The 25,044-nt window shown below is 65.4% G+C and carries 28 protein-coding genes and 1 pseudogene; 17 read left to right on the top strand and 12 right to left on the bottom strand.

Translation table 11 applies throughout. From position 1 onward, the window contains the following. Positions 1–125 precede the first annotated feature (125 nt). Positions 126–1,790: an FAD-binding protein gene (locus ACZY08_RS19795; RefSeq protein WP_463746320.1), complete on the top strand. Its 1,665-nt coding sequence runs from the start codon at positions 126–128 to the stop codon at positions 1,788–1,790. Between the two features lie 3 nt (positions 1,791–1,793). Here the strand turns inward: ACZY08_RS19795 and ACZY08_RS19790 are convergent, their stop codons facing one another. Beyond that, a complete protein-coding gene (locus ACZY08_RS19790) occupies positions 1,794–1,964 on the bottom strand; it encodes a hypothetical protein (RefSeq protein WP_463746319.1) in 171 nt (56 codons plus the stop codon). A 41-nt stretch (positions 1,965–2,005) separates the two neighbouring features. Between ACZY08_RS19790 and ACZY08_RS19785 the strand changes: the two genes are divergently transcribed. After that, on the top strand, positions 2,006–2,686 hold the full coding sequence (locus tag ACZY08_RS19785) for a guanylate cyclase (protein ID WP_463746568.1): 681 nt from the start codon (positions 2,006–2,008) through the stop codon (positions 2,684–2,686). Between the two features lie 17 nt (positions 2,687–2,703). Here the strand turns inward: ACZY08_RS19785 and ACZY08_RS19780 are convergent, their stop codons facing one another. Beyond that, positions 2,704–3,102 carry a VOC family protein gene (locus tag ACZY08_RS19780; RefSeq protein ID WP_463746318.1) on the bottom strand — a complete coding sequence of 133 codons (399 nt, stop codon included), beginning with the start codon at positions 3,100–3,102 and terminating at the stop codon, positions 2,704–2,706. Positions 3,103–3,164: 62 nt separating this feature from the next. Here ACZY08_RS19780 and arr point away from each other — a divergent pair, with 62 nt between their 5' ends. After that, complete coding sequence (gene arr / locus ACZY08_RS19775) at positions 3,165–3,575, top strand: NAD(+)--rifampin ADP-ribosyltransferase (RefSeq protein WP_463746317.1); 411 nt, start codon at positions 3,165–3,167, stop codon at positions 3,573–3,575. 13 nt (positions 3,576–3,588) lie between these two features. Here arr and ACZY08_RS19770 read toward each other — a convergent pair whose 3' ends face one another. After that, the gene (locus tag ACZY08_RS19770; protein WP_463746316.1) at positions 3,589–3,948 is read right to left on the bottom strand and encodes a DUF1801 domain-containing protein; all 360 of its coding nucleotides are present in this window, start codon (positions 3,946–3,948) and stop codon (positions 3,589–3,591) included. Between the two features lie 18 nt (positions 3,949–3,966). Between ACZY08_RS19770 and ACZY08_RS19765 the strand changes: the two are divergent. Then, positions 3,967–4,296: pseudogene (locus tag ACZY08_RS19765) on the top strand (P-loop nucleotide/nucleoside kinase family protein); the annotation flags it as partial. A 194-nt stretch (positions 4,297–4,490) separates the two neighbouring features. On the opposite strand, the gene ACZY08_RS19760 reads toward ACZY08_RS19765, so the two are convergent. The 4 genes from ACZY08_RS19760 to ychF are packed head-to-tail and all read right to left on the bottom strand — an operon-like array spanning position 4,491 to position 6,670. Then, entirely contained in the window at positions 4,491–4,982 is a 492-nt protein-coding gene (locus ACZY08_RS19760; protein ID WP_463746315.1) for a pyridoxamine 5'-phosphate oxidase family protein, read from the bottom strand. 4 nt (positions 4,983–4,986) lie between these two features. Beyond that, positions 4,987–5,307, bottom strand: coding sequence for a HigA family addiction module antitoxin (locus ACZY08_RS19755; RefSeq protein ID WP_463746314.1), 321 nt, complete (start codon positions 5,305–5,307; stop codon positions 4,987–4,989). Next, entirely contained in the window at positions 5,282–5,563 is a 282-nt protein-coding gene (locus ACZY08_RS19750) for a type II toxin-antitoxin system RelE/ParE family toxin (RefSeq protein WP_463746313.1), read from the bottom strand. Before ACZY08_RS19750 ends, ACZY08_RS19755 begins: the two co-directional genes overlap by 26 nt. Positions 5,564–5,596: 33 nt before the next feature. Next, on the bottom strand, positions 5,597–6,670 hold the full coding sequence (gene ychF, locus ACZY08_RS19745; RefSeq protein ID WP_463746312.1) for a redox-regulated ATPase YchF: 1,074 nt from the start codon (positions 6,668–6,670) through the stop codon (positions 5,597–5,599). Positions 6,671–6,754: 84 nt separating this feature from the next. Here ychF and ACZY08_RS19740 point away from each other — a divergent pair, with 84 nt between their 5' ends. Next, positions 6,755–7,933, top strand: a complete 1,179-nt coding sequence (locus ACZY08_RS19740) for a DUF6542 domain-containing protein (protein WP_463746311.1) — start codon at positions 6,755–6,757, stop codon at positions 7,931–7,933. Positions 7,934–8,010: 77 nt separating this feature from the next. Here ACZY08_RS19740 and ACZY08_RS19735 read toward each other — a convergent pair whose 3' ends face one another. Next, positions 8,011–9,024 carry a 4-hydroxy-3-methylbut-2-enyl diphosphate reductase gene (locus ACZY08_RS19735; RefSeq protein WP_463746310.1) on the bottom strand — a complete coding sequence of 338 codons (1,014 nt, stop codon included), beginning with the start codon at positions 9,022–9,024 and terminating at the stop codon, positions 8,011–8,013. Positions 9,025–9,087: 63 nt separating this feature from the next. On the opposite strand from ACZY08_RS19735, the gene ACZY08_RS19730 reads away from it, so the two are divergent. From ACZY08_RS19730 to ACZY08_RS19715, 4 genes are all read left to right on the top strand, one after another. Beyond that, positions 9,088–9,669 (top strand): lipid droplet-associated protein, encoded by a 582-nt coding sequence (locus ACZY08_RS19730; protein WP_463746309.1) that lies wholly within the window; start codon positions 9,088–9,090, stop codon positions 9,667–9,669. Next, entirely contained in the window at positions 9,666–10,895 is a 1,230-nt protein-coding gene (xseA, locus tag ACZY08_RS19725; protein ID WP_463746308.1) for an exodeoxyribonuclease VII large subunit, read from the top strand. The genes ACZY08_RS19730 and xseA overlap by 4 nt, the downstream gene beginning before the upstream one ends. A gap of 12 nt (positions 10,896–10,907) precedes the next feature. Continuing rightward, positions 10,908–11,120: an exodeoxyribonuclease VII small subunit gene (locus tag ACZY08_RS19720; protein ID WP_463746307.1), complete on the top strand. Its 213-nt coding sequence runs from the start codon at positions 10,908–10,910 to the stop codon at positions 11,118–11,120. A gap of 63 nt (positions 11,121–11,183) precedes the next feature. Next, on the top strand, positions 11,184–12,272 hold the full coding sequence (locus ACZY08_RS19715; RefSeq protein WP_463746306.1) for a 3-beta-hydroxysteroid dehydrogenase: 1,089 nt from the start codon (positions 11,184–11,186) through the stop codon (positions 12,270–12,272). A gap of 1 nt (position 12,273) precedes the next feature. Here the strand turns inward: ACZY08_RS19715 and ACZY08_RS19710 are convergent, their stop codons facing one another. Continuing rightward, the gene (locus ACZY08_RS19710) at positions 12,274–12,549 is read right to left on the bottom strand and encodes a DUF1876 domain-containing protein (protein WP_463746305.1); all 276 of its coding nucleotides are present in this window, start codon (positions 12,547–12,549) and stop codon (positions 12,274–12,276) included. Between the two features lie 62 nt (positions 12,550–12,611). Beyond that, a complete protein-coding gene (locus ACZY08_RS19705; protein WP_463746304.1) occupies positions 12,612–14,249 on the bottom strand; it encodes a fatty acyl-AMP ligase in 1,638 nt (545 codons plus the stop codon). Between the two features lie 373 nt (positions 14,250–14,622). Between ACZY08_RS19705 and ACZY08_RS19700 the strand changes: the two genes are divergently transcribed. The 4 genes from ACZY08_RS19700 (at position 14,623) to ACZY08_RS19685 (ending at position 19,693) form a co-directional block, all read left to right on the top strand. Then, positions 14,623–16,173, top strand: coding sequence for an arylsulfatase (locus ACZY08_RS19700; protein WP_463746303.1), 1,551 nt, complete (start codon positions 14,623–14,625; stop codon positions 16,171–16,173). A 144-nt stretch (positions 16,174–16,317) separates the two neighbouring features. Continuing rightward, complete coding sequence (locus ACZY08_RS19695) at positions 16,318–17,871, top strand: arylsulfatase (RefSeq protein WP_463746302.1); 1,554 nt, start codon at positions 16,318–16,320, stop codon at positions 17,869–17,871. Between the two features lie 3 nt (positions 17,872–17,874). Further along, entirely contained in the window at positions 17,875–18,774 is a 900-nt protein-coding gene (locus ACZY08_RS19690; protein WP_463746301.1) for an HAD family hydrolase, read from the top strand. A 31-nt stretch (positions 18,775–18,805) separates the two neighbouring features. After that, entirely contained in the window at positions 18,806–19,693 is an 888-nt protein-coding gene (locus ACZY08_RS19685; protein WP_463746300.1) for a formylglycine-generating enzyme family protein, read from the top strand. Here the strand turns inward: ACZY08_RS19685 and ACZY08_RS19680 are convergent. Further along, positions 19,690–20,256 (bottom strand): TetR/AcrR family transcriptional regulator, encoded by a 567-nt coding sequence (locus ACZY08_RS19680; RefSeq protein WP_463746299.1) that lies wholly within the window; start codon positions 20,254–20,256, stop codon positions 19,690–19,692. The two genes, ACZY08_RS19685 and ACZY08_RS19680, sit on opposite strands and share 4 nt — an antisense overlap. A 165-nt stretch (positions 20,257–20,421) precedes the next feature. On the opposite strand from ACZY08_RS19680, the gene ACZY08_RS19675 reads away from it, so the two are divergent. Then, entirely contained in the window at positions 20,422–21,621 is a 1,200-nt protein-coding gene (locus ACZY08_RS19675) for a cytochrome P450 (protein WP_463746298.1), read from the top strand. A 12-nt stretch (positions 21,622–21,633) separates the two neighbouring features. Here ACZY08_RS19675 and ACZY08_RS19670 read toward each other — a convergent pair whose 3' ends face one another. Beyond that, a complete protein-coding gene (locus ACZY08_RS19670; protein WP_463746297.1) occupies positions 21,634–21,909 on the bottom strand; it encodes a hypothetical protein in 276 nt (91 codons plus the stop codon). Between the two features lie 397 nt (positions 21,910–22,306). Here ACZY08_RS19670 and ACZY08_RS19665 point away from each other — a divergent pair, with 397 nt between their 5' ends. From ACZY08_RS19665 to ACZY08_RS19655, 3 genes are read left to right on the top strand one after another with little or no spacing between them, the layout of a single operon-like run. Next, a complete protein-coding gene (locus ACZY08_RS19665; protein WP_463746296.1) occupies positions 22,307–23,386 on the top strand; it encodes an NAD-dependent epimerase/dehydratase family protein in 1,080 nt (359 codons plus the stop codon). Next, on the top strand, positions 23,383–24,156 hold the full coding sequence (locus tag ACZY08_RS19660) for an SDR family NAD(P)-dependent oxidoreductase (RefSeq protein WP_463746295.1): 774 nt from the start codon (positions 23,383–23,385) through the stop codon (positions 24,154–24,156). Before ACZY08_RS19665 ends, ACZY08_RS19660 begins: the two co-directional genes overlap by 4 nt. Positions 24,157–24,187: 31 nt before the next feature. Further along, entirely contained in the window at positions 24,188–25,036 is an 849-nt protein-coding gene (locus tag ACZY08_RS19655) for an SDR family NAD(P)-dependent oxidoreductase (protein WP_463746294.1), read from the top strand. Positions 25,037–25,044 lie beyond the last annotated feature (8 nt).

Here is a 25,044-nt window from a genome sequence, read left to right as displayed (position 1 = left end):
TACGGCTCCTGGCAGGGCTGGGCGGCACGGATGTGCACGGCTGGCGAGAAATCTACCGGGATTGTCACAAACCGTGACGCCGCCCGGTCGGTACTTCTAACCAGTCGTCTGCCCCAGGAGATTCCATGTCACCCCGCGAACATCAGCTCGCCACGTCTGTCCTGGTGGTGGGGGTCGGGGGTGCCGGGTTGCGAGTGGCCATCGAACTCGCCGAGGCCGGCGTGGCGGTCACGGCAGTGGGCAAGCACACACCGGATGACGATCACACCGGTCTGACCCTCAGCGGGATCAACGCGGCGCTGGACACCGGCAACGGCTGGGAACAGCACGCGGCCGACACCCTGCTGGAAAGCCGCCTGCTGGCCGATCCACGCACCGTGCAGCGGGTCGCCCAGGGCGCCGCCCAAGGCATCCACGACCTGGAGCGCTTCGGCATGCGCTTCGAGCGTCACGACGCAGGACGGGCCACCGGGACCCATCCGTACCGGCGCAAGGCCGACGCCGGCGAAGTGCAACGCGTCCTGCGTGAACACGCGGTCCGGCTCGGGATCCCGATCCTCCCGACGGTTTATGTGACTCAGATCCTGGTGAACGACGGAGCGGTCTTCGGCGCCTACGGCTTCGATCTCGTCGACGGCGCACGGTATCTCGTGCATGCCGACGCGGTGGTCCTGGCGACAGGTGGCCACACCCGGATCTGGCGCCGGACATCGGCCCGCCGGGACGAGAACACCGGCGACTCGTTCCGCCTCGCCGCCGAGGCGGGCGCCGGATTGCGAGACGCCGAACTGGTGCAGTTCCGGCCATTCGGCTTACTCGGTCCCGAAAACGCGGCAGGGACACTGATCAGCGATTCGGTGTGCGAAGAGGGCGGTTTACTACTGAACACCGTCGGCGAACGGTTCATGACCCGATACGACCCCGAACGCATGGAGCGCACCAGTCGGGACCGGGCCGCGATGGCGTCCTACGCCGAGATCACGGCGGGGCGCGGTACCCGGACCGGCGGGGTCTGGCTGGACCTGTCGCATCTGCCTGCCGAGAAGGTCATGACCCGACTGCCGCAGGTGTACCAGACCGTGTTGGAGCTCCAGGGGCGCGACGTCACCCGGGACCCGATCGAGGTGGCCCCGACCGCGCACTACTCGTTGGGCGGGGTCGCGGTCCGGCCCCAGGACCACGGCACCGAGGTCGACGGGCTGTTCGTCACCGGCGAAGCCACCACCGGATTGCACGGCGCGGGCCTGCTGGACGGAAACTCCTTGATCGCGGTGATGGTCTACGGCCGGCTGACCGGGCAAGCCGCAGCCGACTACTCGGCGCGGCTCACCGCCCAGCGTCGCTCACTGGCGGCGGTCCGTGAAGCTGAGGCGCGAGTCGACCGACTGCTGGCCGCCGATGGCGGTGAGAACATCCGCGGGTTGCAGCGTGCGGTGCGCAACCTGATGACCGAGCACGCCGGAGTGGTCCGAGACGAGACCGGCCTGCTCTCCGGATTGGCAGCGCTCGGGGAGATCGAGGCGCGCATCGCCGGCGTGGGTGTGCACACCGACATCAGCGGCTTCGCGGACCTGGCGCACGCCTTCGACCTCCGGTCCGCAGTGCTTTCCGCCCGCGCCACGCTCGAGTGTGCGCTGGAACGACGTGAGACCCGGGGCTGCCACATCCGTTCCGACTACCCCGATCTCGACCCGGCGCTGCGGGTGAACCTGGTGTGGTCACCGCACCACGGCGTGCGCCGCGAGCCGGTCGCACCGATACCCACCGACATTGCCGAGTTGATGCAGTAGGAGTCAGCGCTTCGGTTCGCCGTGCTCGGCCTCGGCCAACCGCTGGTGGAGCCGCTCCCGGATGTCCTGCGGCGTGTAGGCCTTGCGACGGCGCTGATCCCGCGCCACCATGACCCCACCCGCCACGACGCCGGCGACACCGGCCATCCCGACCCACTTCCAGATGCTCCGCATGCTCAAAGTGTGCCTAAGCTGCGGTCGTGAAAGCGAATACGGTGTCACTGACCAAGGCACTGGAGGAGACCCGCACTGGCGATATCTGGCTGTTCCGCGGTGGGTCCGGGCCGGACCGGGCAATCCAGACCCTGACCAACAGCCCGGTCAACCACGTCGGGATGACCGTGGCGATCGACGACCTGCCGCCGCTGATCTGGCACGCCGAGCTCGGCGACAAGCTGCTCGACATGTGGACCGGCACCAACCATCGCGGAGTCCAACTCAACGATGCGCGCCAGGCCGTCGAACGCTGGGAGAATTCCTACGGGCAGCGCTGCTGGTTGCGTCAGCTCACCCCGTTCGCGTCCCGCGAGCAGGAGGATCAGCTCCTCAAAGTGATCGCCCGGATGAACGGCACCGCCTTCCCCACCACGGCACGGCTGACCGGGCGCTGGCTGCGTGGACGGGTACCGGTAGTCAGCGACTTCACCCGTGGAATTCCCTTCGTACACAGCAGGGTTCGCGAGTCGGCCGAGCGCAAGAAGGCCCGCACCCGCCAGGTTGGGTTGGAAACCGCCTACTGCGCAGAGACCGTGGCCATCACCTATGAGGAGATGGGCCTGCTCTCCACCGAAAAGCGCTACAACTGGTTCGATCCCGGCTCATTCTGGAGCGGCGACGAATTGCCGCTGACCGCCGGCTACCGGTTGGGCGATGAGATTTCGGTGATCGCCGACTGAGGCGGATCATCTGGGCGTCACACTCCGAATTTGGCACGCGCCTCGTCGGTGACGGGAGTGAACAAATTGACGAGGTTTCCGTCGGGGTCCCGGAAAAGCAGCGCCCGGTTGCCCCACGGCATCGTGGTCGGCTCGGTGACAACGTCGGACAGGTGCGCTCGCAGCCGCTCGTACTCGGCATCCACGTCGTCGACGATGAACTCGACGATGGCGCTTCGATTCGCCGCCGGCTCAGCGGACCCGACGCCAAAGAGGGGCACCGTCTTATCGCTACCGATGGCCAGTGTGCCAACGGGCGTGGGAACCTCAGCGAACAGTTCGTTGGCCCAGACGGCCTCGGCTCCGGTGACTGTCTCGTAGAAAGCGACGAGACGCTTCACATCGGCAGTGATGATGCGGATCGATACAAGCGGCATGCCGCGCACGCTAGATGAGTGCACCGACATCCCCCAGGCCACGACCTTTGTAGCCTGGGGAGATGGGCGGGGCACTGGACGACGGACCGTTCTTTCACGGCACCAAGGCTGAACTGCGGGTGGGCGATCTCCTCACCGCCGGCTTCCGTTCCAACTACCGGCCCGAGGTCGTGATGAACCACATCTATTTCACCGCGTTGCGCGACGGCGCGGGGCTCGCCGCCGAACTCGCTGCCGGCGACGGAGTCCCGCGCGTCTATCTCGTGGAACCGACCGGGGATTTCGAGAACGACCCCAACGTCACCGACAAGAAATTCCCCGGCAATCCCACTCGGTCCTATCGCAGCGCGGCGCCGCTCCGGATCGTCGGTGAGGTGACAGATTGGACTCGACTGACACCCGAAGATCTCCAGATGTGGCGAGACCGGCTCGCCGCAATCCACGCCGACCACCGCGGCGAGATCATCAACTAGTTCGGACTACCTGTCACTCGATCGCCGCCCGGACGATCTCGGCGACACGCTGCTCGGTGACGTCGTCCAGGTCATCGAAGTACCAGGCAGCGGGAATCAATAGTCCGTCCCTGCCTCCCGCGGGGTTGAGCGTGGCTTTCTCGCTCACCCCAAGGCTCATCAGCTCGTCATTGCGGAAGAACACGAGGACGGGGCTGCTCGCAGACCTGGCATAACCGGGCATGCCGTACCAGATGCGGGGCTTGAGTTCGGGTGCGGCAGCGACGATCACGTCGTGCATCCGCTGCATGACGCCCCGCGCAGGCTCATCCATCCCCGCGATCTTGTCGAGGACCTGCTTGAGGTTCTTCTCGTCCTTGTTGGCCACTGTCATGTCCTTTCGTCAACCGGTATGGCCACCGGCGCAATGGAGTTGGCGCGCCGGAAGGCACCACACCCCATTCGGACATGTCCTGATCAGCTCAGACCTCTCCGCAATGATTCAGGCGATCTTTCACCTGGAAGCGCAGAACGTGGCAGGCATCGCCGCCACGTCATTCACGCTAACACGGGGTCACACGTCGAACTGAGGACTCATACCATCGAGACGATGGTCATCCGAAAGTCCACACCGACGCTGATCGCCCTATCGGGCCTCCCGGGAGTAGGCAAGACCACGCTCGCGCACCGTCTCAGCGCTGAGATTGCTGCCGTACATGTACGGATAGACACGATTGAGGCTGCGTTGACACGGCCGCGGGTATCGATCACGCAGTTCGGGCGATCATCTCCGATCTCGGATGACGGCGACACCGTGAGCGAAAGTGAAGAAGATGACGAGATTTCACGAAAATCTCGCACACTTCTTCACTTTCGGCGCCCGGCTGAGCCCTACATCAGTGCGCCAGTTGCGTCGACGGACCATGCGAATCCACGTCAGCGGCAGTGGATTTCCGGCATCATGCCCGGATACCGCACGAATCGCGCTTCACTGAACGTCAGATCGCGCACGTGGCTGAAGTCCGACCAGAGCGCCCGTCCGCCTTTGGTCCATTGAGTGAGACGGACACGCCGGCGGACCGCGTCGAGTTCCTCGGCAGACGCCGCGCGGCGAGGGCCAGCGGTTCCGTAGAGGCGGACGCCGATGGCTTTGCGAAACCGCCCGGCCAGCAAGGAGCGAAGCCAGAAGGCCAGGCCGTTGTCGACCGCCATCAGGCAGATGCGCGGGGTCCGATCGAGGTTCTCCGCAAGGCGTTCGGTGTACTGGTCGAAGTAGAAGCCGGTGCAGTCATCGCGCAGGAACACGGTGCCGATCGGGGTGACCGTCGGGCCGCCCTCTGCGTCGACCGACGCAATGGCGCAGGGACCGGTGGAGCGTTGCACGACATCGCGGATCAGTTCCCATTGGCACGTAAGGCTTTCCGTCATTTGACTATGCCCTCGTCAGCGGAGTGATCGCGGCGACCTGGTCCCTCAGCGCGCGCCGCTCGGTCCGCAATTCGTAGTGCGACTGAAGGTTCATCCAGAACTCTTCGGAAGTTCCGAAGTATCGCGCGAGACGGATCGCCGTGTCGGCAGTAATACCGCGCTTACCGTGCACGATCTCGTTGATCCGACGCGGTGGAACCCCGATGGACACGGCCAGCTTGTTCTGCGTGATCCCGAAGCCCTCGATGAAGTCCTCCATCAGGATCTCCCCTGGATGGATCGGCTCGATCAGATCACTCTCAGTGGTAGTCGACGAGTTCGACATCCTCCGCACCTCCTTCTCTCCAGACGAAGCAGATACGCCATTGCGCGTTCACCCGGATGCTGTGCTGCCCACGACGGTCGCCGACGAGTCGCTCCAAGCGATTGCCCGGAGGGATTCGAAGATCCTCAACGACCTTCGCCGCATGGATCAGCTCCAGCTTCCTCAGTGCTGCGCGTTGGAGCGTCGGGTCCACGCCCTTGACGTACCGCTCGTGCCAGATCTGCTCGGTGTCCCTGTCACCAAACGATCTGATCACCAGAGCATTATATAACGCCTTACGTTATTGACGTTAAACGTTAAACCGGAACTCCACCACGTCCCCGTCGGCCATCACGTAGTCCTTGCCTTCCATGCGGACCTTGCCGGCGGCCTTGGCCGCGGCCATCGACCCGGCCTCGACGAGATCGTCGAACGAGACCACCTCGGCCTTGATGAAGCCCTTCTCGAAGTCGGTGTGGATGACGCCGGCCGCCTTGGGTGCGGTGTCGCCCTGGTGGATGGTCCAGGCGCGTGATTCCTTCGGCCCCGCCGTCAGATAGGTCTGCAGTCGCAGGGTGTGGAAACCGGCGCGGGCCAACGCGTCCAGGCCGCGCTCGGTCTGCCCGATCGACTCCAGCAGCTCTTGGGCGGACTCGTCGTCGAGCTCGATCAGCTCCGATTCGATCTTGGCGTCCAGGAACACCGCGTCGGCCGGGGCCACCAGTGCACGCAGCTCGGCCTGCTTGGCCTCATCGGTGAGTACCGATTCGTCGGCGTTGAACACATACAGGAACGGCTTGGTGGTCATCAGGTTGAGCTCACGGAGCACCGACCAGTCCTTGCCGGTCGAGAACAGCGTTTTTCCGTCATCGAAAACCGCCTGGGCCGCGACCGCGGCATCCAGCACCGGCTTACGTTCCTTGTTGTTGCGGGCTTCCTTCTCCAGCCGTGGCACCGCCTTCTCCAGCGTCTGCATGTCGGCCAGGATCAGCTCGGTCTCGATCACCTCGATGTCCGAGCGCGGATCCACGCGGCCGTCGACGTGGATCACGTCGTCGTCGGCGAACACCCTGACCACCTGACAGATGGCGTCGCATTCACGGATGTTGGCGAGGAACTTGTTGCCGAGGCCGGCGCCCTCGGATGCGCCTTTGACGATGCCGGCGATATCGACGAACGTCACCGGCGCCGGCACCGTCTTCTCCGAGCCGAAGATCTCGGCGAGCTTGTCGAGCCGGGGGTCGGGCAACGGCACCACGCCCTCATTGGGCTCGATGGTCGCAAACGGGTAGTTGGCCGCCAACACGTCGTTACGCGTCAGGGCATTGAACAGAGTCGACTTTCCGACGTTGGGCAAACCGACGATTCCCAGGTTCAGGCTCACAGAGAAGAGAGTCTAGGCCGGTGTGACCGGCACGCCAGCGCGAGCTGGCAGCACGCGGCCAGAGAGAGCCGGTACGGTCAACGTGTGTCAGGACAGCGCGCACAGTCGGCAGTGCCGGCTGACCATCGCTCTGTACACCCGCGATTCGCCGGTGTGCCGTGGTGGGGAGCTGTCCTTTTGGCGATCACGGCTACCGCGATCGGCTTTGCTTTCGACGCCGGTTCGGGTGATCGAGAGCTCAGTTCGGTGTTCGCGATCTGCTATTCCCTCGGTTGCATCCTGGCTGTTCTGGCCGTTCAACAGGCCGGGCTGTTCACCGCGGTGATCCAGCCCCCGTTGATCCTGTTCGTCGCGGTACCCGGGTCGTATTTCCTGTTCCACGGGGGCGAGCTGCAGGGTGCGAAAGACCTGGCCATCAATTGTGGATATCCCCTGATCGAGCGCTTCCCGCTGATGCTGTTCCTCTCGGCCACGGTGCTGCTGATCGGCCTGGGCCGGTGGTACGTCAGCCTGACATCGCGCACGGCGGAAACCGACGACGCGTCCGGGACGGCCACGGGGGCCGAAACGGCCAAGGCGACGGCTGTTGCGGGAATTGTGTCATCTGTCACAGAGAAACTTTCCGGGCTGGTGCTCCGCAAACCGGCCACGGCGTCGATGCGCCGGGGCTGGACCGCCGAGCACGATCCCGCCGCGGAAGCCCCGCCGCGCCGTCGCCCCTCCGAACGGCCGCCACGGCGACGTCCGGCCGGCGCAGAACCCGGCACCGCCGCAGCAGCGGCGGCCGGAGCAGCTGCCGGGCGGCCCCGGGGCGAGCGCAGACCGACCAAGCGCACCGCTCCGCCTCGGCCCCGTCCGAGCCGTGCGGCCGCCGGTGATCCCGGCAACGAACTGGACGGCGCGATTCCCGAGCGACCACGGCGGCCCAGGCCCCCGCGCTCGGCCGAGCCCGGCGCCGGCGAGCCGCGCCGGCGGGTACGCACCCAGCCCCGCGAACCGCGCAAGCAACCTCCGCCCGAGCGACGTGAGGCCGGCGCGTTCGAAACCCCACGTGAGCGCCCGCAGCGCCAGCGTCGTCGATTCGACGATTATCAGCCGTTCGAGGAATCGTTCGATCCGCCCACCGGTTCCGGCCGGTCGACGCACCATCCGGTGTCACGGGTGCGGTACCGCGGTTCTGACGACGAGGATCACCGAGTGGAGCACCGGACGCGACCGCGGTCAGCGGCCCGGGGACGGCACTCCTGGGAGTACGACGACTGAGGCCGTACGACGACTGAGGCCGTACGACGATTGAAGCCGGGCCGCGGCCCGGCTTCAGTCAACGCGTCAACGCGGGATCAGGCGCGCGGCGGACGGATCTCTCGCGGCAGCGCGAACACCAATGTCTCGTTGGCGGTGGTCACCGGCTGCACTGTCCCGTAGCCGTAGTCGGCAAGCCGTTCGAGCACACCGCGCACCAGCACCTCGGGCACCGATGCCCCAGAGGTGACGCCCACCGTGGTGACGCCCTCCAGCCAGCCCGGATCGATGTCCTCGGCGTAGTCGACCAGGTGGGCGGCGTCGGATCCCGCACCGAGCGCCACCTCGACCAGCCGAACCGAGTTGGATGAGTTCTTCGAGCCGACCACGATCACCAGCTCACATTCGGGTGCCATCGCCTTGACCGCGACTTGGCGGTTCTGGGTGGCGTAGCAGATGTCGTCACTCGGCGGATCCTGCAGCGTCGGGAACTTCTCGCGCAGCCGCCGCACGGTCTCCATGGTCTCGTCGACACTCAGCGTGGTCTGCGACAGCCAGATCACCTTGTTCTCGTCGCGCACGGTGACGTTGTCGACCGCGTCCGGGTTGTCGACCACCTGGACGTGGTCAGGCGCCTCGCCGGCGGTGCCAACGACCTCCTCGTGCCCGGTGTGGCCGACCAGCAGGATGTCGTAGTCGTCGCGGGCGAACCGCTTGGCCTCGTTGTGGACCTTGGTGACCAGCGGGCAGGTGGCGTCGATCGTCCTCAGATTGCGTGCGGCGGCCTCGACGTGAACCGTCGGTGCGACGCCGTGTGCCGAGAACACCACGATGGCCCCTTCGGGCACCTCGCTGGTCTCTTCGACGAAGACGGCGCCGGCCTTGGCGAGCGTTTCGACGACGTGCACGTTGTGCACGATCTCGTGGCGCACATAGACCGGGGCGCCGTGCTTCTCGAGTGCGCGTTCCACGGTCTCGACAGCGCGGTCCACACCGGCGCAGTATCCGCGTGGCTCGGCCAGCAGGACCCGTTTGCCGGAGGCTTGCGAACCGCCGCCTGACCTCACCGAGCTGGTGGCACCCGGGATACCCATGTTGATTGTCGGCGGCATGTCTCCAGGGTACGGGGCGACAACGCAACGGAGCCAGCCGTGGCTGTGGCTAGTCTGGTGCTCATGGGAACTGCACCGTACGGGGTCCGGCTGCTGGTGGGCGCGGCGGCGACCGCGATCGAGGAAACCCGCAAGCTGCCCCAAACCATCCTGACCTATCCCATGACGGTGGCCAGCCAGGCGGCCAACCTCGTCATGCACGTCCAGCAGAACCTTGCCGAGTTGGTGGTCAAGGGCGACGAAACGCTCGAGCAGCTGTTTCCGCCCAAGGACGAGCAGCCCGAGTGGGCCACCTTCGACGAGGATCTCGACTCCGACCTCAACGGCGAGACGGCCGGGGAAACTCCGTCCACCGACGGCGACCGGCGCACCGAGGGACGGTTCGCGCTGTACAGCACCGGGGAGCCCGAGTCGGCCGGTTCGACCAACGGCAAGGCCGCACGTGGCTCCGGCTCGGGAGGGACGCCAGACATCGCTGGTGACCTCGGGTACGACGCGCTGACGCTGGCTCAGCTGCGCGCCCGGCTGGCGTCGCTGCGGGTGGCCGACCTTGAGGCACTGCTGGCCTACGAGGAGAACGGCCGGGCCCGGGCACCGTTCGTCACGTTGCTCGCCAACAGGATCACGCGCGCGACCGCGAAGTGACCGAACCGGGCCAGTCGCCGGAGAACCCCTGGCCGGTCCGCGCTGTGGCGACCCGCGTCGCCAAGTGGATCGACCGGCTCGGCACCGTGTGGGTCGAGGGCCAGCTGACCGAGCTCAAGATCCGCCCTGATTCCAAAACCGTCTTCATGGTGCTGCGGGATCCGGCGGCCGATATGTCCCTGACGCTGACCTGCCCGCGCGATCTCGTGCGCAACGCCCCGGTCAAGCTGTCCGAGGGCGCCCAGGTGATCATCTGTGGCAAGCCCAATTTCTACACGGGCCGCGGCACATTCTCGTTGCGGGTCAGTGAGATTCGCGCGGTCGGCATCGGTGAGCTGCTGGCCCGGATCGAGCGGCTGCGCCGGCTGCTGGAGGCCGAAGGACTATTCGACCCGCGACTCAAACGGCCGATCCCGTTCCTGCCCAACACCATCGGCCTGATCACCGGCCGCGCCTCGGCCGCCGAACGGGACGTGACGACGGTCGCCACCACCCGCTGGCCCGCGGTGCGCTTCGCGATCCGCAACACGATCGTTCAGGGTCCCAACGCGGTGCCGCAGCTCGTAGAAGCTCTAGGAGCGCTTGACGCCATGCCCGACGTCGACGTCATCGTCCTGGCCCGCGGCGGCGGCAGCGTCGAGGACCTGCTGCCGTTCTCCGACGAGACGCTGTGCCGGGCCATCGTCGCCTGCCGCACTCCGGTGGTCAGTGCGATCGGCCACGAACCCGACACTCCCCTGTCCGATCTCGTCGCCGACCTGCGCGCGGCCACCCCGACCGACGCGGCCAAGCGGATCGTTCCCGACGCGGTTGCCGAACAGGCTTTGATCACCGATCTGCACCGGCGCAGCGCACGCGCGCTGCGCAACTGGGTGCACCGCGAGCAGCACCACCTGGAGCAGGTACGCAGCCGCCCGGTACTCGCGCAACCCCTGGCGGCGCTCACCGCACGCGCCGACGAGATCACGCGGGCCAGGACCACCGCCCAACGTGACATCACGCGACTGATCGCCGCGGAAGCCGACACCGTCGGCCACCTGTCGGCGCGGCTGACCGCGCTCGGCCCGGCGGCCACCCTGGCCCGCGGCTATGCGGTGGTCCAGGCGGTCCCGGCGTCAGGGGCGCCAACAGTTCTGCGTACGGTGGCCGACGCACCGAACGGCACCCGATTGCGGGTCCGGGTGTCCGACGGGGTGATCTCGGCTGTCAGCGACGGCAGCGAATAGGGGGATGTGAGTATGAAGCCTATTAGTGAACTGGGCTACGAAGAGGCCCGCGACGAACTGATCGCCGTAGTGCACCAGTTGGAGCAGGGCGGGTTGGACCTCGATGCTTCGCTAACCCTCTGGGAGCGAGGCGAGAAGCTGGCACAACGATGCGAAGAGCACTTAGCCGGAGCACGGCAGCGGGTCGAGCAGGCGCTGGCTGCGCGCGAGCCCGAAGAAGATTGATCCAGCAACTATTTTTCTCGATCACGCTCGAAACTGGAACCTGTTTCAGTTAAGCTGCCCGTCATGGGTGACCCATCTCTGACCACTGAACTCGGCCGCGTCCTGGTTACCGGCGGCTCCGGCTTCGTCGGCGCCAACCTGGTGACCGAACTGCTCGACCGCGGATACACGGTGCGCTCCTTCGACCGCGCGCCGTCACCACTGGGCGACCATGCCGGCCTTGAGGTCATCGAGGGCGACATCTGCGACAAGCAGACCGTGGCCACAGCCGTCAAGGACATCGACACGATCATCCACACCGCGGCCATCATCGACCTGATGGGCGGCGCCTCGGTCACCGAGGAGTACCGGCAGCGCAGCTTCGCCGTCAACGTCGAGGGCACCAAGAACCTCGTGCACGCGGCGCAGGAAGCGGGCGTCAAGCGTTTCGTCTACACCGCATCCAACAGCGTGGTAATGGGCGGGCAGGACATCGTCAACGGCGATGAGACCATGCCGTACACCGCCCGGTTCAACGACCTGTACACCGAGACCAAGGTCGTTGCCGAGAAGTTCGTGCTCGGCGAGAACGGCAAGCACGACATGCTCACGTGCGCGATCCGGCCCAGCGGTATCTGGGGCCGCGGCGATCAGACCATGTTCCGGAAGGTGTTCGAGAATGTGCTCGCCGGGCACGTCAAGGTGCTTGTCGGCAACAAGAACATCAAGCTGGACAACTCTTACGTGCACAACCTGATCCACGGGTTCATCCTGGCCGGCCAGCATCTGGTCCCCGGTGGCACCGCACCCGGCCAGGCCTACTTCATCAACGATGGCGAGCCCGTCAACATGTTCGAGTTCGCTCGGCCGGTGCTCGCCGCGTGCGGGCGTCCGCTGCCCACCTTCCGGGTGTCAGGGCGTCTGGTGCACAAGGCGATGATGGCCTGGCAGTGGCTGCACTTCAAGTTCGGTCTTCCTGAACCGTTGATCGAACCCCTTGCGGTGGAACGGCTTTACCTCAACAACTACTTCTCGGTGGCCAAGGCCAAGCGCGATCTGGGCTACGAGCCGTTGTTCACCACCGAGCGGGCGATGGCCGAGTGCATGCCGTACTACGTCGACCTGTTCCGTCAGATGGAAAGCCAGCCGGCCAAGCAACCCGCGAGCGTGTAGCTCAGCGGTACAGATGCACCGGATGGTGCGTCGACTGTTCGATTCGTGCCGATGCGGCATGCAGTAGATCACTACCCAGATTGATGAGGGCACGAGCCGCGGCGATCTCCTCACCGATCATCGGCGCGCCGGGGTCCCTGGGATTTCGGTAGGCATCTCCGGTGGTGGAGATCGTGTCGTCGCGCAGCTGTGCCCGGGCCGAGGCGTGGGTATGGATGTCGTCCTCGGAGAACTCGATCTCGACGATCCATTTGTTGGTCAGATCCTTGTCGTACATGTCGGATACCTCCACCTACAACTGTGCGCCGCGCACACCGAGGATGCCAGCACTTTGGCGGGTCAGTGACCGACCAGGGACAGCGCATACCCCCGACGAAGCTTGCCCGACGGTGTTTTCGGGATCGCTCCCGGCGGCAGGACGACGACGGTGCGTGGCCGTGCATCGACCTCTGTGACGACATGATGGGCGACGTCATGCTGGATACGGCGGACCTCGCCATGGTCATCGAACGCGTGTGATTCCACTGCGACGGCAAAGGACTCCGTCGAACGGCCGGAATGCAGTCGCACCGCAACGGCGCAACCCGGCCGCACGCCGTCGACGCGGCCGGCCGCACGCTCGATGTCGGTCGGATGGATATTGCGTCCGGCCATGATGATGACATCCTTGACGCGGCCACAGACCACGATGTGGCCGTTCTCCGTCAGGTAGCCCAGGTCGCCGGTGTCGTACCAGCCCCGCTCGTCCTGCGCCGGCACAAATCCCGCCGCCGTGGTGTAACCGCGGGTCAGTGATTCGCCGCGGACGTGGATCACTCCGACACCGCGGGCCGGAAGCACTTTCCCGTCCTCGTCGACAATGCGGGCTTCCAGCCCACTGAGCAACGGGCCCAGTGTCGCCAGCCGGCGACGATTACCGTTCTTCGCCGGCACCGCACGTCGCAACGTCGCCAGGATGTCAGCATCCACCTCGTCGACCACCAGGCCGGAGTTGCACTCCGAGAACGAAACCGCGACCGTGGTCTCGGCCATGCCGTACGCCGGCAGAATCGCTTCTGGTCGCAAGCCGAACTGCTTGCCGACAGCGCACAGATCCTCGACGTCGGTCGGCTCGACCTGCTCGGCACCCGACAGCGCCCATCGCAACGTCGACAGGTCGAGCTCGCCGGGTTTGGCCTGTCTACGCAAGCGCTTGGCCAACAGTGCATAGGCGAAGTTCGGCGCGGCGGTCATCGTGCCCTTGTACTTGTCGATGAGCCTCGCCCACAGCAACGCGTCCTGCAGGAAATCCATCGGCGTGATCTTGACCAGCTCCGCACCGAAGTACATCGGAACTGTCAGGAACCCGGTCATCCCCATGTCGTGGAACAGCGGCAGCCAGCTGATGATCACGTCGGTTTCCAGGTCATACTCGGCGCCGACGAACATCGCCTCAGCATTGGCATACAGATTGCGGTGGGTGATTTGAACCGCTTTGGGAGGCCCTGTGGAGCCCGATGTCAGCTGCAACAGCGCCAGGTCGTCCTCGTCGACCTGCACCGGGTCGATCGGCTCCGCACCGAGCAGATCCTCGATGGTGACAACGGTCAGCCCGCGCTCGGCCAGCGCAGGCGCGGCACCCAGAAACGGCTCGGACAGCACAACGGTGTCGGTGTCGATGGCTTTCACCACCTCGGCTGTTTCCGCAGCCCATTTCACAAGGTCGGTGCGAGGGGTGGGTTGGTGCAGCATGGTCAGGCTGGCGCCACGCATCCAAACTGCCTGGGCAGTGGGGGCGACCTCGACCGGAAGCCCGGCCAGCATGGCGATCGCGTCGCCGCGGCCTACGTCTGCCGCAGCGAGGCCGCCCGCGACCCGACGCGCCCGCTGGTGTACCTGTTCCCAGGTACGCCGCACCGGCGCATGTGGTTCACCGGTCACCATCCCCCTGGTACTTGCGTGCGCGTTCGCGTACATCGCCTCGGTGAATCTGCTCATGGATCCCCCTGAACCCATTGCGTCACAGTTCCGCGAGCGACTCGTAGCCGAATGGCGCACCTAGCCATCGGCAGTGCTCCTGCGACAACCAGAGCAACCCAGACGTCGCCCGGACAGTCGGCACGGGTCGAACCCACGATCCCGACAGAATATCCAGCCTGCACCAGGATTCGAGGCCATCTGCCGGTCAACAGATGTTCGTGTCGGCGTTGCCGGACGATATTTGCTTGGACAACAAGGCAATACGTCCGACGAAAGTGAACGCCTCGGTAAATATCCGCTGAGAAGCGTGGTGAAGTCCACCGGCGGCCCACAAAACCACATACCGTCGGTCAGAGACCGAAAAGTCGGGGATGAACAGGAGGACCGCACCATGCCCAACGGCAAGCCGAACATCCTGGTGATCTGGGGCGACGACATCGGAATCAGCAATCTCAGTTGCTACAGCGACGGATTGATGGGCTACCGCACCCCGAACATCGACCGCCTCGCCAATGAGGGCATGCGATTCACCGATTCCTACGGTGAGCAAAGCTGCACCGCGGGCCGCGCTGCATTCATCAGTGGGCAAAGTGTGTACCGCACCGGAATGAGCAAAGTCGGAATTCCTGGAGCCGACATCGGTTGGGCCGCCGAGGATCCGACGATCGCAGAGCTACTCAAGCCGTTGGGCTACGCCACCGGACAGTTCGGCAAAAACCACTTCGGCGACCTGAACAAGTACCTGCCGACCGTGCACGGCTTCGACGAATTCTTCGGGAATCTCTACCACCTGAACGCCGAGGAGGAACCCGAAAGTTACGACTACCCGCACGAAGACCGGTATCCCAGGCTCTACAAGTTGGCCAAGCCAAGAGGTGTTCTGAAGTGCAAGGCCACCGACGAGGTATCAACCGAAGCCGATGACCCCAAATACGGGCCGGTCGGAAAGCAGTCCATCGAGGACACCGGGCCGCTGAACACGAAGCGGATGGAGACCATCGACGAGGACATCGCCGACGCGACGGTCGACTACATCAAACGCCAGCACGGCGAGGGCAATCCGTTCTTCGTCTGGTGCAACTTCACCCACATGCACCTGTACACCCACACCAAGCCAGAAAGCCGTGGGCAGGCCGGGCTGTGGCAGTCGCCGTACCACGACACGATGATCGATCACGACCGCAACGTCGGCACCGTCCTCGACGTCCTCGATGAACTCGGCATCGCCGACGACACCATCGTCATCTACTCCACCGACAACGGCCCGCACCGCAACACCTGGCCTGACGCCGGCACCACGCCGTTCCGCAGCGAGAAGGACACCAACTGGGAAGGCGCCTTCCGCGTTCCGGAGCTGGTCCGCTGGCCCGGAAAGATCAAGGCGGGCACGGTCTCGAACGAGATCATCCAGCACCACGACTGGCTGCCCACTTTGTTGGCCGCCGCGGGTGATCCCGATATCGCGGAAAAGCTCAAGAAGGGCCACAAGGCCGGTGCCGACGGAAACACCGAGTACAAGGTCCATATCGACGGGTTCAACCTGCTGCCCTACCTGACCGGTGAGGAGGAGACCAGCCCGCGGCGCGGCTTCTTCTACTTCTCCGACGACGGAGATCTGGTCGCCATGCGATTCGAGAACTGGAAGATCGTGTTCGCCGAGCAGCGCTGCCAGGGCACGCTGCGAATCTGGGCCGAACCGTTCACTCCGCTGCGGGTACCGAAGCTGTTCAACCTGCGTACCGATCCGTACGAGTACGCCGACATCACGTCCAACACGTACTACGAGTGGCTCCTGCGGCACGACTTCTTCGTGTTCTACGCCACCGCGATGGCCACGAAGTTCCTTGAAACATTTGAAGAATTCAGGCCCCGGCACGCTCCGGCGAGCTTCAGCGTGGATCAAGCCGTCGAGAAGCTGCACGAATTTCTCGCCAAGGACTGACGGGGCTTTTCAGACTTGAATATTCCCTGAGAGGGCGCTCAAGTCCGTCCTCGGCTCTGCCATGGACGCATAACGTCGGGGCCAGGTCGGGAGAACTGGCAGCAGGCGCCACAAACAATCCGATACGAGAGCGAGGCCTGACACATGCCGAACAACCAACCCAACATCCTCGTCATCTGGGGCGATGACATCGGAATCTGGAACCTCAGTTGTTACAGCCGCGGCATGATGGGCTACCAGACGCCGAACATCGACCGCATCGCCAACGAAGGCATGCTGTTCACCGATTCCTATGGCGAACAGAGCTGCACCGCGGGCCGGGCGTCGTTCATCACCGGTCAGAGCGTGTATCGCACCGGCATGAGCAAGGTAGGCATGCCCGGCGTGGACGTGGGACTTCAGAAGGAGGACCCGACGATCGCCGAACTGCTCAAGCCGCTGGGCTATGCCACCGGGCAATTCGGCAAGAACCACCTCGGCGATCTGAACAAGTTCCTACCCACCGCGCACGGATTCGACGAGTTCTTCGGCAACCTGTACCACCTCAACGCCGAGGAGGAACCCGAGCACGAGGACTACCCCACCGCCGAGGAAGCCCCGAAGATGCGGGCCGCATTGCTGCCTCGAGGCGTCATTCACTCCTGGGCCACCGAAGAGGACTCCGGCGAGGTCGACCCGCGGTACGGCCCTGTCGGCAAACAGCGCATCGAGGACACCGGACCGCTGACCAAGAAGCGGATGGAGACCGTCGACGACGAAACGACCTCGGCGTGTGCAGATTTCATCAAACGTCAGCATGAGGCGGACACACCGTTCTTCGTGTGGATGAACCTGACCCACATGCACTTCCGGACCCACACCAAGCCGGAGAGCCGCGGGCAGGCCGGCCGCTGGCAGTCGCCGTACCACGACACCATGATCGATCACGACCGCAACGTCGGTACCCTTCTCGACCTGGTCGACGAACTGGGTATCGCCGAGGACACCATCGTCATCTACTCGACGGACAACGGCCCGCACGCGAACTCCTGGCCGGACGGTGCGACCACCCCGTTCCGCAGTGAGAAGGCCACCAACTGGGAGGGCGCCTTCCGCATTCCGGAGATGGTTCGTTGGCCAGGGAAGATCAAGCCGGGAACGATCTCCAATGAGATTGTGCAGCACCATGACTGGCTGCCCACCTTCCTGGCCGCGGCGGGTGATGCCGACATCGTCGAGAAGCTGAAGAAGGGCCATACGGCCGGGGCCGACGGAAAGACCGAGTACAAGGTTCATATCGACGGGTACAACCTGCTGCCGTACCTGACCGGCGAGGTGGACAAGAGCCCGCGGCGCGGAATGATCTATTTCTCCGACGATGGCGACGTGCTGGGCATCCGAGCGGACAATTGGAAGATCGTGTTCATGGAGCAGCGTTGTCAGGGCACGCTGCAGGTATGGTTCGAACCGTTCACCAAGTTGCGTGCGCCGAAGCTGTTCAACCTGCGCACCGACCCGTTCGAGCGTGCGGACGTGACATCGAACACGTACTGGGACTGGATGATCGACCGTCTGTTCCTCATGTTCTACGGCTCCGCGATCGTGACCCAGTTCCTGGAGACGTTCAAGGAATTTCCACCACGTCAGGAGCCGGCCTCGTTCACCATCAATCACGCCGTGGAGGAGCTCAACAAGTTTCTCGCGACCGGAGGCGGCTAGAACGTGACGGAATTGCGTTCCTGGGCCGACGGCCCGACGAAGTCGGCCATCGTCGACTTCGTGGGCCGCGTCACCGAGCGGGTTGCTCCAGAAAAGCGCGTCGCCGTATTCGACAACGACGGCACGTTGTGGTGTGAGAAGCCGGCCTACATCCAGTTGGATTTCCTGGTCCGACGGCTGGCTGAACAGGCTGCCGCCGACCCGGCACTGGCGGCCAAGCAGCCGTACACGGCTGCGGCTGCCGGGGATCTGGCCTGGTTCGGAGATGCCGTCACCAAGCACTACAACGGTGATGATTCGGCCCTCAAGGTCCTTGCCGGAGGCATACTTTCGGCATACGCGGGCCTGACCGTGGAGGACCATGCCGACCGGATCGCAGCGTTCTTCGCCGAAGCGCAGCACCCGACGTTGAAGCGGCCGTACACCGCGTGCGGCTATCAGCCGATGGTGGAACTGCTGCGTTACCTGGAGGCCAACGGGTTCACCAACTACATCGTGTCCGGCGGCGGGCGTGATTTCATGCGTCCGGTGACGACATCGATGTACGGTGTTCCGCCGGAGCGGGTGATCGGCAGTTCGGTGGGATTGGATTTCGTCGACGGGCAACTCAAGACGACTGCCACACCGGAGTTCCTGAACGACGGCCCGGTCAAGGCGGTGCGCATCTGGGGCAGGATCGGCCGGCGGCCGATCTTCGCCGCGGGCAACTCGAACGGCGATATCCAGATGCTCGAGTACACCTGCGCCGGACCCGGTCCGTCGTTGAGCATGCTGGTGCGCCACGATGACGCCGAGCGCGAATTCGATTACACCGCAGGGGCGGAGAAGGTACTGGGACTCGCCGCCGACCGAGGGTGGACGGTGGCGAGCATGCGTGATGATTGGGCGACGGTCTTTGACTGAGAAATCCTCCCCCTCACCGCAGAGTCGACGTATGACCGCAGCGGATATGGTGTGGATTCCGGCGCAGACGGCGATCCTCGGCTCTGACGCGCACTACCCGGAGGAGGCGCCGGCGCGTGAAGTTGCCACGGCGGGATTCTGGATCCAGCGTCACCAGGTGACCAACGCCGAGTACACCGAATTCGTCGATGCCACGGGCTATCTCACGATCGCCGAGCGTCCGGTGAACCCTGATGACTTCCCGGGGGCCCCGCCGGAGAACCTGGTGCCCGGCTCGATGGTGTTCCGCCGCACCGCCGGCCCGGTGGATCTACGGCACATCAACCAGTGGTGGGCATGGACGCCGGGTGCGTGTTGGAACCACCCACGCGGACCCCGCTCGTCACTGAAAGGTCGTGAGCAGCATCCCGTGGTGCACATCGCCTTCGATGATGCCGCCGCCTACGTGGAGTGGGCGGGGCTGGAACTGCCCACCGAAGCGGAGTGGGAGACCGCGGCGCGGGGCGGGCTGGTGGGTGCCGCGTACACCTGGGGCGACGAACCCGAGCAGCCCGGACAGCAGTTGGCCAACTACTGGCATGGCGAATTCCCGTATCTGCCCGAAACCGGCTACGGCACAACCAAACCTGTCGGCAGCTTCGAGCCCAACGGCTACGGCTTGTTCGACATGGCGGGCAACGCATGGGAGTGGACCACCGACTGGTACGGCGAGGACAGAGCCACCACACCGTGCTGCGCTGCAGACACCTATGACCCGAACCAGCCGCAGTTCCAGATCGGGCGCAGAGTCATCAAGGGCGGCTCGTTCCTGTGTGCCGACAGCTACTGCATGCGGTACCGCCCGGCCGCACGGCGGCCGCAGATGGTGGATACCGGTATGAGTCACATCGGCTTTCGATGTGTCCGTCGCGGCGATTAGGTCTGGGCCTCATCGAACGCCGGGGCGACGAACCGCGTCAGCATCTCCTGCTCGGCAGCCTCGTCGACACCCGGCCAGACCAACAGCGAGAGCACCAGTCGCACGACCCAGGCTGCAGCCGCTGGATCATCCTCGCCCAGTCCGGTGAGTTCGGAGGCGAATGCGGCAGGAACCGGCGACTGCGCCAGATCCGCCATCCCACCTCCGCTGCGGAGTGAGCCGCGCAGCAGATTGAACATCGGGTCAGCCCGAATACGTTGCAGTGCAACAGTAATTGCGGTCAACATCCGTTGCGCTCCGGTCAGTCCCTCGACCGCTCGACGCACCTCGTCAACTATCGAAGCGGCCAACCGGGCCAGCACCGCATCGCGAATCTGCGCCTTGCCACCCGCATGCCGATAGACCGTCGCACGCGAGCAGTGCACCCGTGCTGCCAGCAGATCGATGTCCAGTGCGTCGAACCCGTCGTGGGCGGCCATCTCGGCCGCCGCGGCGTAGATGCGCTCAGCAGCCTCGACACGTCGGTCTCCCCCGACCAACCAGTCTTCGCGCCCGGGAGACATAGTTGCGAACTTATCGCATCATGAGACAAAACGGCGAATAATTCTCAGCCGCCTAGCAGGTCACTGGCCCGCACTGAGACACCCTCGGAGCGCGAGCCCCAGAGGCGAGTATCAACATCTGCCAGCTTCGTTGACTCGCCGAGAATCGCCAGCCAACCTGGCCAAATGCTCCTGGCACACGAACTGTTCGAGCCCGCCTGCCTGCAGGATCCGTATCCGCTCTACGACCGGTTGCGGGCACACGCACCGGTGGCACGCGTGGGCGACTCGGCGTTCTTCGTGGTGACGTCATTCGACGCGGTCGTCGAGGCCACCGCCCGCACGCACGATTTCTCGTCGAACCTCACAGCGACCATGTGGTCCCAGCCCGACGGCACCGTCTCGGCGTTCGGCATGGGCGAGCCCGGCGGCCCCATCCACGTGCTGGCCACCGCCGACGATCCCACCCACTCTGCCCATCGCAAACTGGTGCTGCCCCGAATGGCAGCCAAGCGCATCTCCGAACTCGAGCCCTTCATCACCGCCACGGCCGCAGACCTGCTCGCCGAGGCCGGCGGGGAGTTCGAGTGGATGTCGGCCCTGGCCGACCGGCTCCCCATGTTGGTGGTCGCGCGGCTGCTGGGCGTGCCGGCCGAGGACGTGGATCGGCTGGTGACGTGGGCCTATGCCAGCACCCAACTCTTGGACGGGCTGGTCGATGCCGACCAGCTGACCGCGTCGGGCATCGCGGCGGTCGAACTCGGCGGCTACCTGACCGAACGGTTCGTCGAAGCTTCGGCAAACCCGGGCGAGAATCTGCTGGGCGACCTGGCGACCTACTGTGCGGCAGAGCGCGTGTCCCGTGACTCGGCAGTGTTCATGCTGATCCAGCTGGTGGGCGCGGGAGGCGAATCGACTGCCTCGTTGATCGGCAGCGCCGCCTGGATTCTGAGCCGGCGCCCTGAGCTCGCCGAACTGCTGCGCCAGGATCCCGCAATGATCACGCCATTCCTGGAGGAGGTGTTGCGGTTCGAGTCCCCGTTCCGGGGCCACTATCGGCATGTACTGGCCGATGCCGAACTCGCAGGCGTCTCACTGCCCGCCGACAGCCACCTACTGCTGCTGTGGGGGGCGGCAAACCGGGATGAGGCAGTGTTCGCGGACCCAGACGAGTTCCGGCTGGACCGACCGAACATCAAGAATCACTTGGCGTTCGGCAAGGGCGGGCACTTCTGCCTCGGGGCCGCACTGGCCCGGCTCGAAGCACGGATCGTGATCTCGTCACTACTGAACACCCGAAACACCATTCATCCGGCCGGGGACGCCGAATGGCAACCCAGCCTGTTGGTGCGCCGGTTACGTCAGCTTCCGCTGAGCGTGCGGTGAACTACCCGGAACTCAGGCAGCTTGCGTGTCGAGCGCAATGCTGTCGTCGTCGACGAACACCAGGCCGCCGTCGTCGAGGTTGACTGCCCACCGGCGCGCCGGCTCGACGATTCGCTCACCAGCGACCTCGACAGCGGTCCCGGCCAAGTCGGCGAAATCCTCGACGACCGTGCCGTGCAATTCGTCGTCAGTTCCCGGATACACGACCACCGAGGAACCCACAGCAACCTCTTCGGCAATTTCGCCGGAGTCGCTGTCGTTAACCCCCGTCACGACATCTTCGGACATCCCACACCTCCCCAATTACTGACGCGTGCAACCGAGTACATCACAAACGCCTGCGATTGGCTCACTTTCGCCGATACCTACAGCCACACCTTGCATAGGTCTCGGGCAAATTTCCAAATCCGGTAACGACGACCGTTCCGGCAAATGCGTCACACTCGACGTACAGCATGATTCCGGTCACACTTATCCGCCAACCGTGCCATTGACCAATGCTTTTGAGGCAACCGCAGCAACATTCGCCCTCTCCGGCGCTGCACCAGTACGAGGGCCGTGCCGCCGTTGCTGAGCAACCCCGGGCGAACGGCCCTCGGCGAGGACTCGAACCCTGTCCGGATCGCGGTGACACACACCACACCCCCGTTCGCTAGGGTTGCAACACGTTCTAGCGAGGAGGCCTATGTCCGACGCTGTTTTGGTTACCGGCGCGTTCGGTTTGGTGGGCTCGGCGGTGGTGAAGGCACTGGCCGCCGGCGGACGCACGGTGGTCGCGACCGATCTCGACGTTCCGGCGAACCGCAAGGCGGCTGCCACGCTGCCGGCTTCCGTACAGGTGCGCTGGGCCGATCTGACCGATTCCGCCGCCGTCGATGCACTGGTGGCAGCGGTCGCGCCGGCCGCGATCATCCACCTCGCCGCGATCATCCCGCCGTTCTGCTACATGCGCCGCGGGCTGGCCCGCAAGGTGAACGTCGAGGCCACGGGGTCGCTGCTGCGGGCCGCCGAAGCCCAGCCCACGCCACCCCGGTTCGTCCAGGCCTCAAGCATCGCGGTGTACGGCGCCCGCAATCCGCACCACATCGACGACGTGCTCACCCCCGATACCCCGACCAACGCATCCGACATCTACGGCGCGCACAAGGTCGAGGCTGAAGCCCTGGTCCGGGCCTCGAAGCTGGACTGGTTGATCCTGCGCCTCGGCGGGGTGATGAGCTCGCAGTTCAGCCTCGACATGGACGTCGACCTCATCTCGTTCGAGAGTGTCCTACCCACCGACGGCCGGCTGCAGACCGTCGATGTCCGCGATGTCGCGGCCGCCTTCGTCGCGGCCACCACGGTCCCGACCGACACCGCCAACCACGAGGTGCTGCTGATCGGCGGCGATGCCGAAACGCACCGGCACATCCAGTCCGCAGTCGGTTCGCAGGCGGCCGCGGCGATGGGCATCAAGGGAGGCCTGCCCATCGGCCGGCCCGGCAACCCCGACGATGACGCCGCCTGGTTCGCCACCGACTGGATGGACACCACCCGGGCACAGGAAGCACTCGGGTTCCAGCATCACAGTTGGCCCCAACTGCTGGCCGACACCAGGGCGAACGCCGGGCTGAAGCGCTTCCCGATCGGGCTGGCCGCGCCTCTGATCCGCGCGTTCCTACGGTCGAAGTCGGCCTACAAGGACTACCCCGGGCAGTTGGCCGATCCGTGGAACGCGATCGACAAGAAGTGGGGCGACCATCGACCGGACGGAAATCAGGAATGAGCACTCAACGCGTCGCAATCGTGATCGGCGGGGCCTCGGGGATCGGATGGGCCAGCGCCCAGGCCCTGGCGGCCGACGGCTGCCGCATCGTGGTGGCCGACCGTGACGCCGACGGCGCCGCCGCCCGGGCCGCCCAGCTCGGTGCACCGCACACCAGCTGCTACGTCGACGTCACTGACGAGGACGCGGTGCAGAAGCTCTTCGAGGAAGTTGCCAGCGCCGGCTCTGTTGATGTCGTGCTCAACTGCGCGGGGTTCAGTAACGTCGGCCTGATCACCGACCTGGCGGTCGAGGACTTCCGCTCCGTCGTCGACGTCTGTCTCAACGGCGGGTTCATCGTCGCCAAGCACGCCGGCCGGGTCCTGCCCGAAGGCGGTGTCCTGGTATCGATTTCGTCGCTGAACGGGCGTCAGCCCGCCGCCGGTATGAGCGCATACTGTGCGGCCAAGGCCGGGTTGTCGATGCTGACGCAGGTGGCCGCGCTGGAAATGGGGCCGCGTGGCATCCGGGTCAATGCGATCGCGCCGGGATTTGTGAAGACTCCGCTGACCGATCCCGCAGCGATGATCCCCGGTGTGGTCGAGGACTACATCGAGAACACCGCACTGGGCCGCGGGGGAACGCCCGAGGATATCGCTGCCGCCGTGGTGTTCCTGTGTTCACCGCAGGCGTCATGGCTGACCGGCGAGGTACTCGATCTCAACGGCGGCGCGCACCTCAAGCGCTACCCGGACATCCTCGGCCATGTCATGAAGCTGGCCCAGGCTTGAACACCAGCGAGAAGCCGGAGGCGGATCGCGCATGAAGCCGCGCGTCTCCGGCAAGCAGGCGATCGTCACCGGCGCCGGATCCGGTATCGGCGCGGCGCTGTGCCGCGCGCTGTCGGCCGCCGGCGCCGAGGTGCTCTGCACCGATATCGACGAGGACGCCGCAGCCCGCACTGCGGCCCCGCTCGGCGCACGGTCAGCACGTCTGGACGTCACCGATGCGGCCGCTGTACAGGCGGCAGTCGACGACGTCGTCGAGCGGACGGGTCGCCTCGACCTGATGTTCAACAACGCAGGCATCGTCTGGGGTGGGGACACCGAACTGCTGACGCTGGACCAGTGGAACGCGATCATCGACGTCAACGTGCGCGGTGTCGTCCACGGTGTCGCTGCGGCGTATCCGCAGATGATCCGGCAGGGCCACGGCCACATCATCAACACCGCCTCGATGGCGGGCCTGGCCGCCGCGGGCCAGCTCACCAGCTATGTGATGACCAAGCATGCCGTCGTCGGGCTCTCGCTGGCCCTGCGCTCGGAAGCGGCCGCCCATGGTGTGGGCGTGCTGGCGGTGTGCCCGGCCGCGGTCGAGACCCCGATCCTGGACAAGGGTGCGGTCGGCGGTTTCGTGGGACGCGACTACTTCCTTCAGGGCCAAGGGGTCAAGACCGCCTACGACGCCGACCGGTTGGCCGCCGACACCCTGCGCGCCATCGCGCGCAACAAGGCCATCGTGGTCAAACCCCGTCGCGCCCATGCCTCCTGGCTGATCGCCCGCCTGGCGCCGGGCCTGATGCAGCGGCTCTCGATGCGCTTCGTCGCCTCACAGCGGGCCGGCCAGGCCGCCCGCCGCTCGGCTCTGGGCTCCAGCGTCACGCTGGACTGACGCTCAAT

Source organism: Mycobacterium sp. IDUB_9, from assembly GCF_055419505.1.
This window is presented reverse-complemented; position numbering and strand designations above follow the sequence as displayed.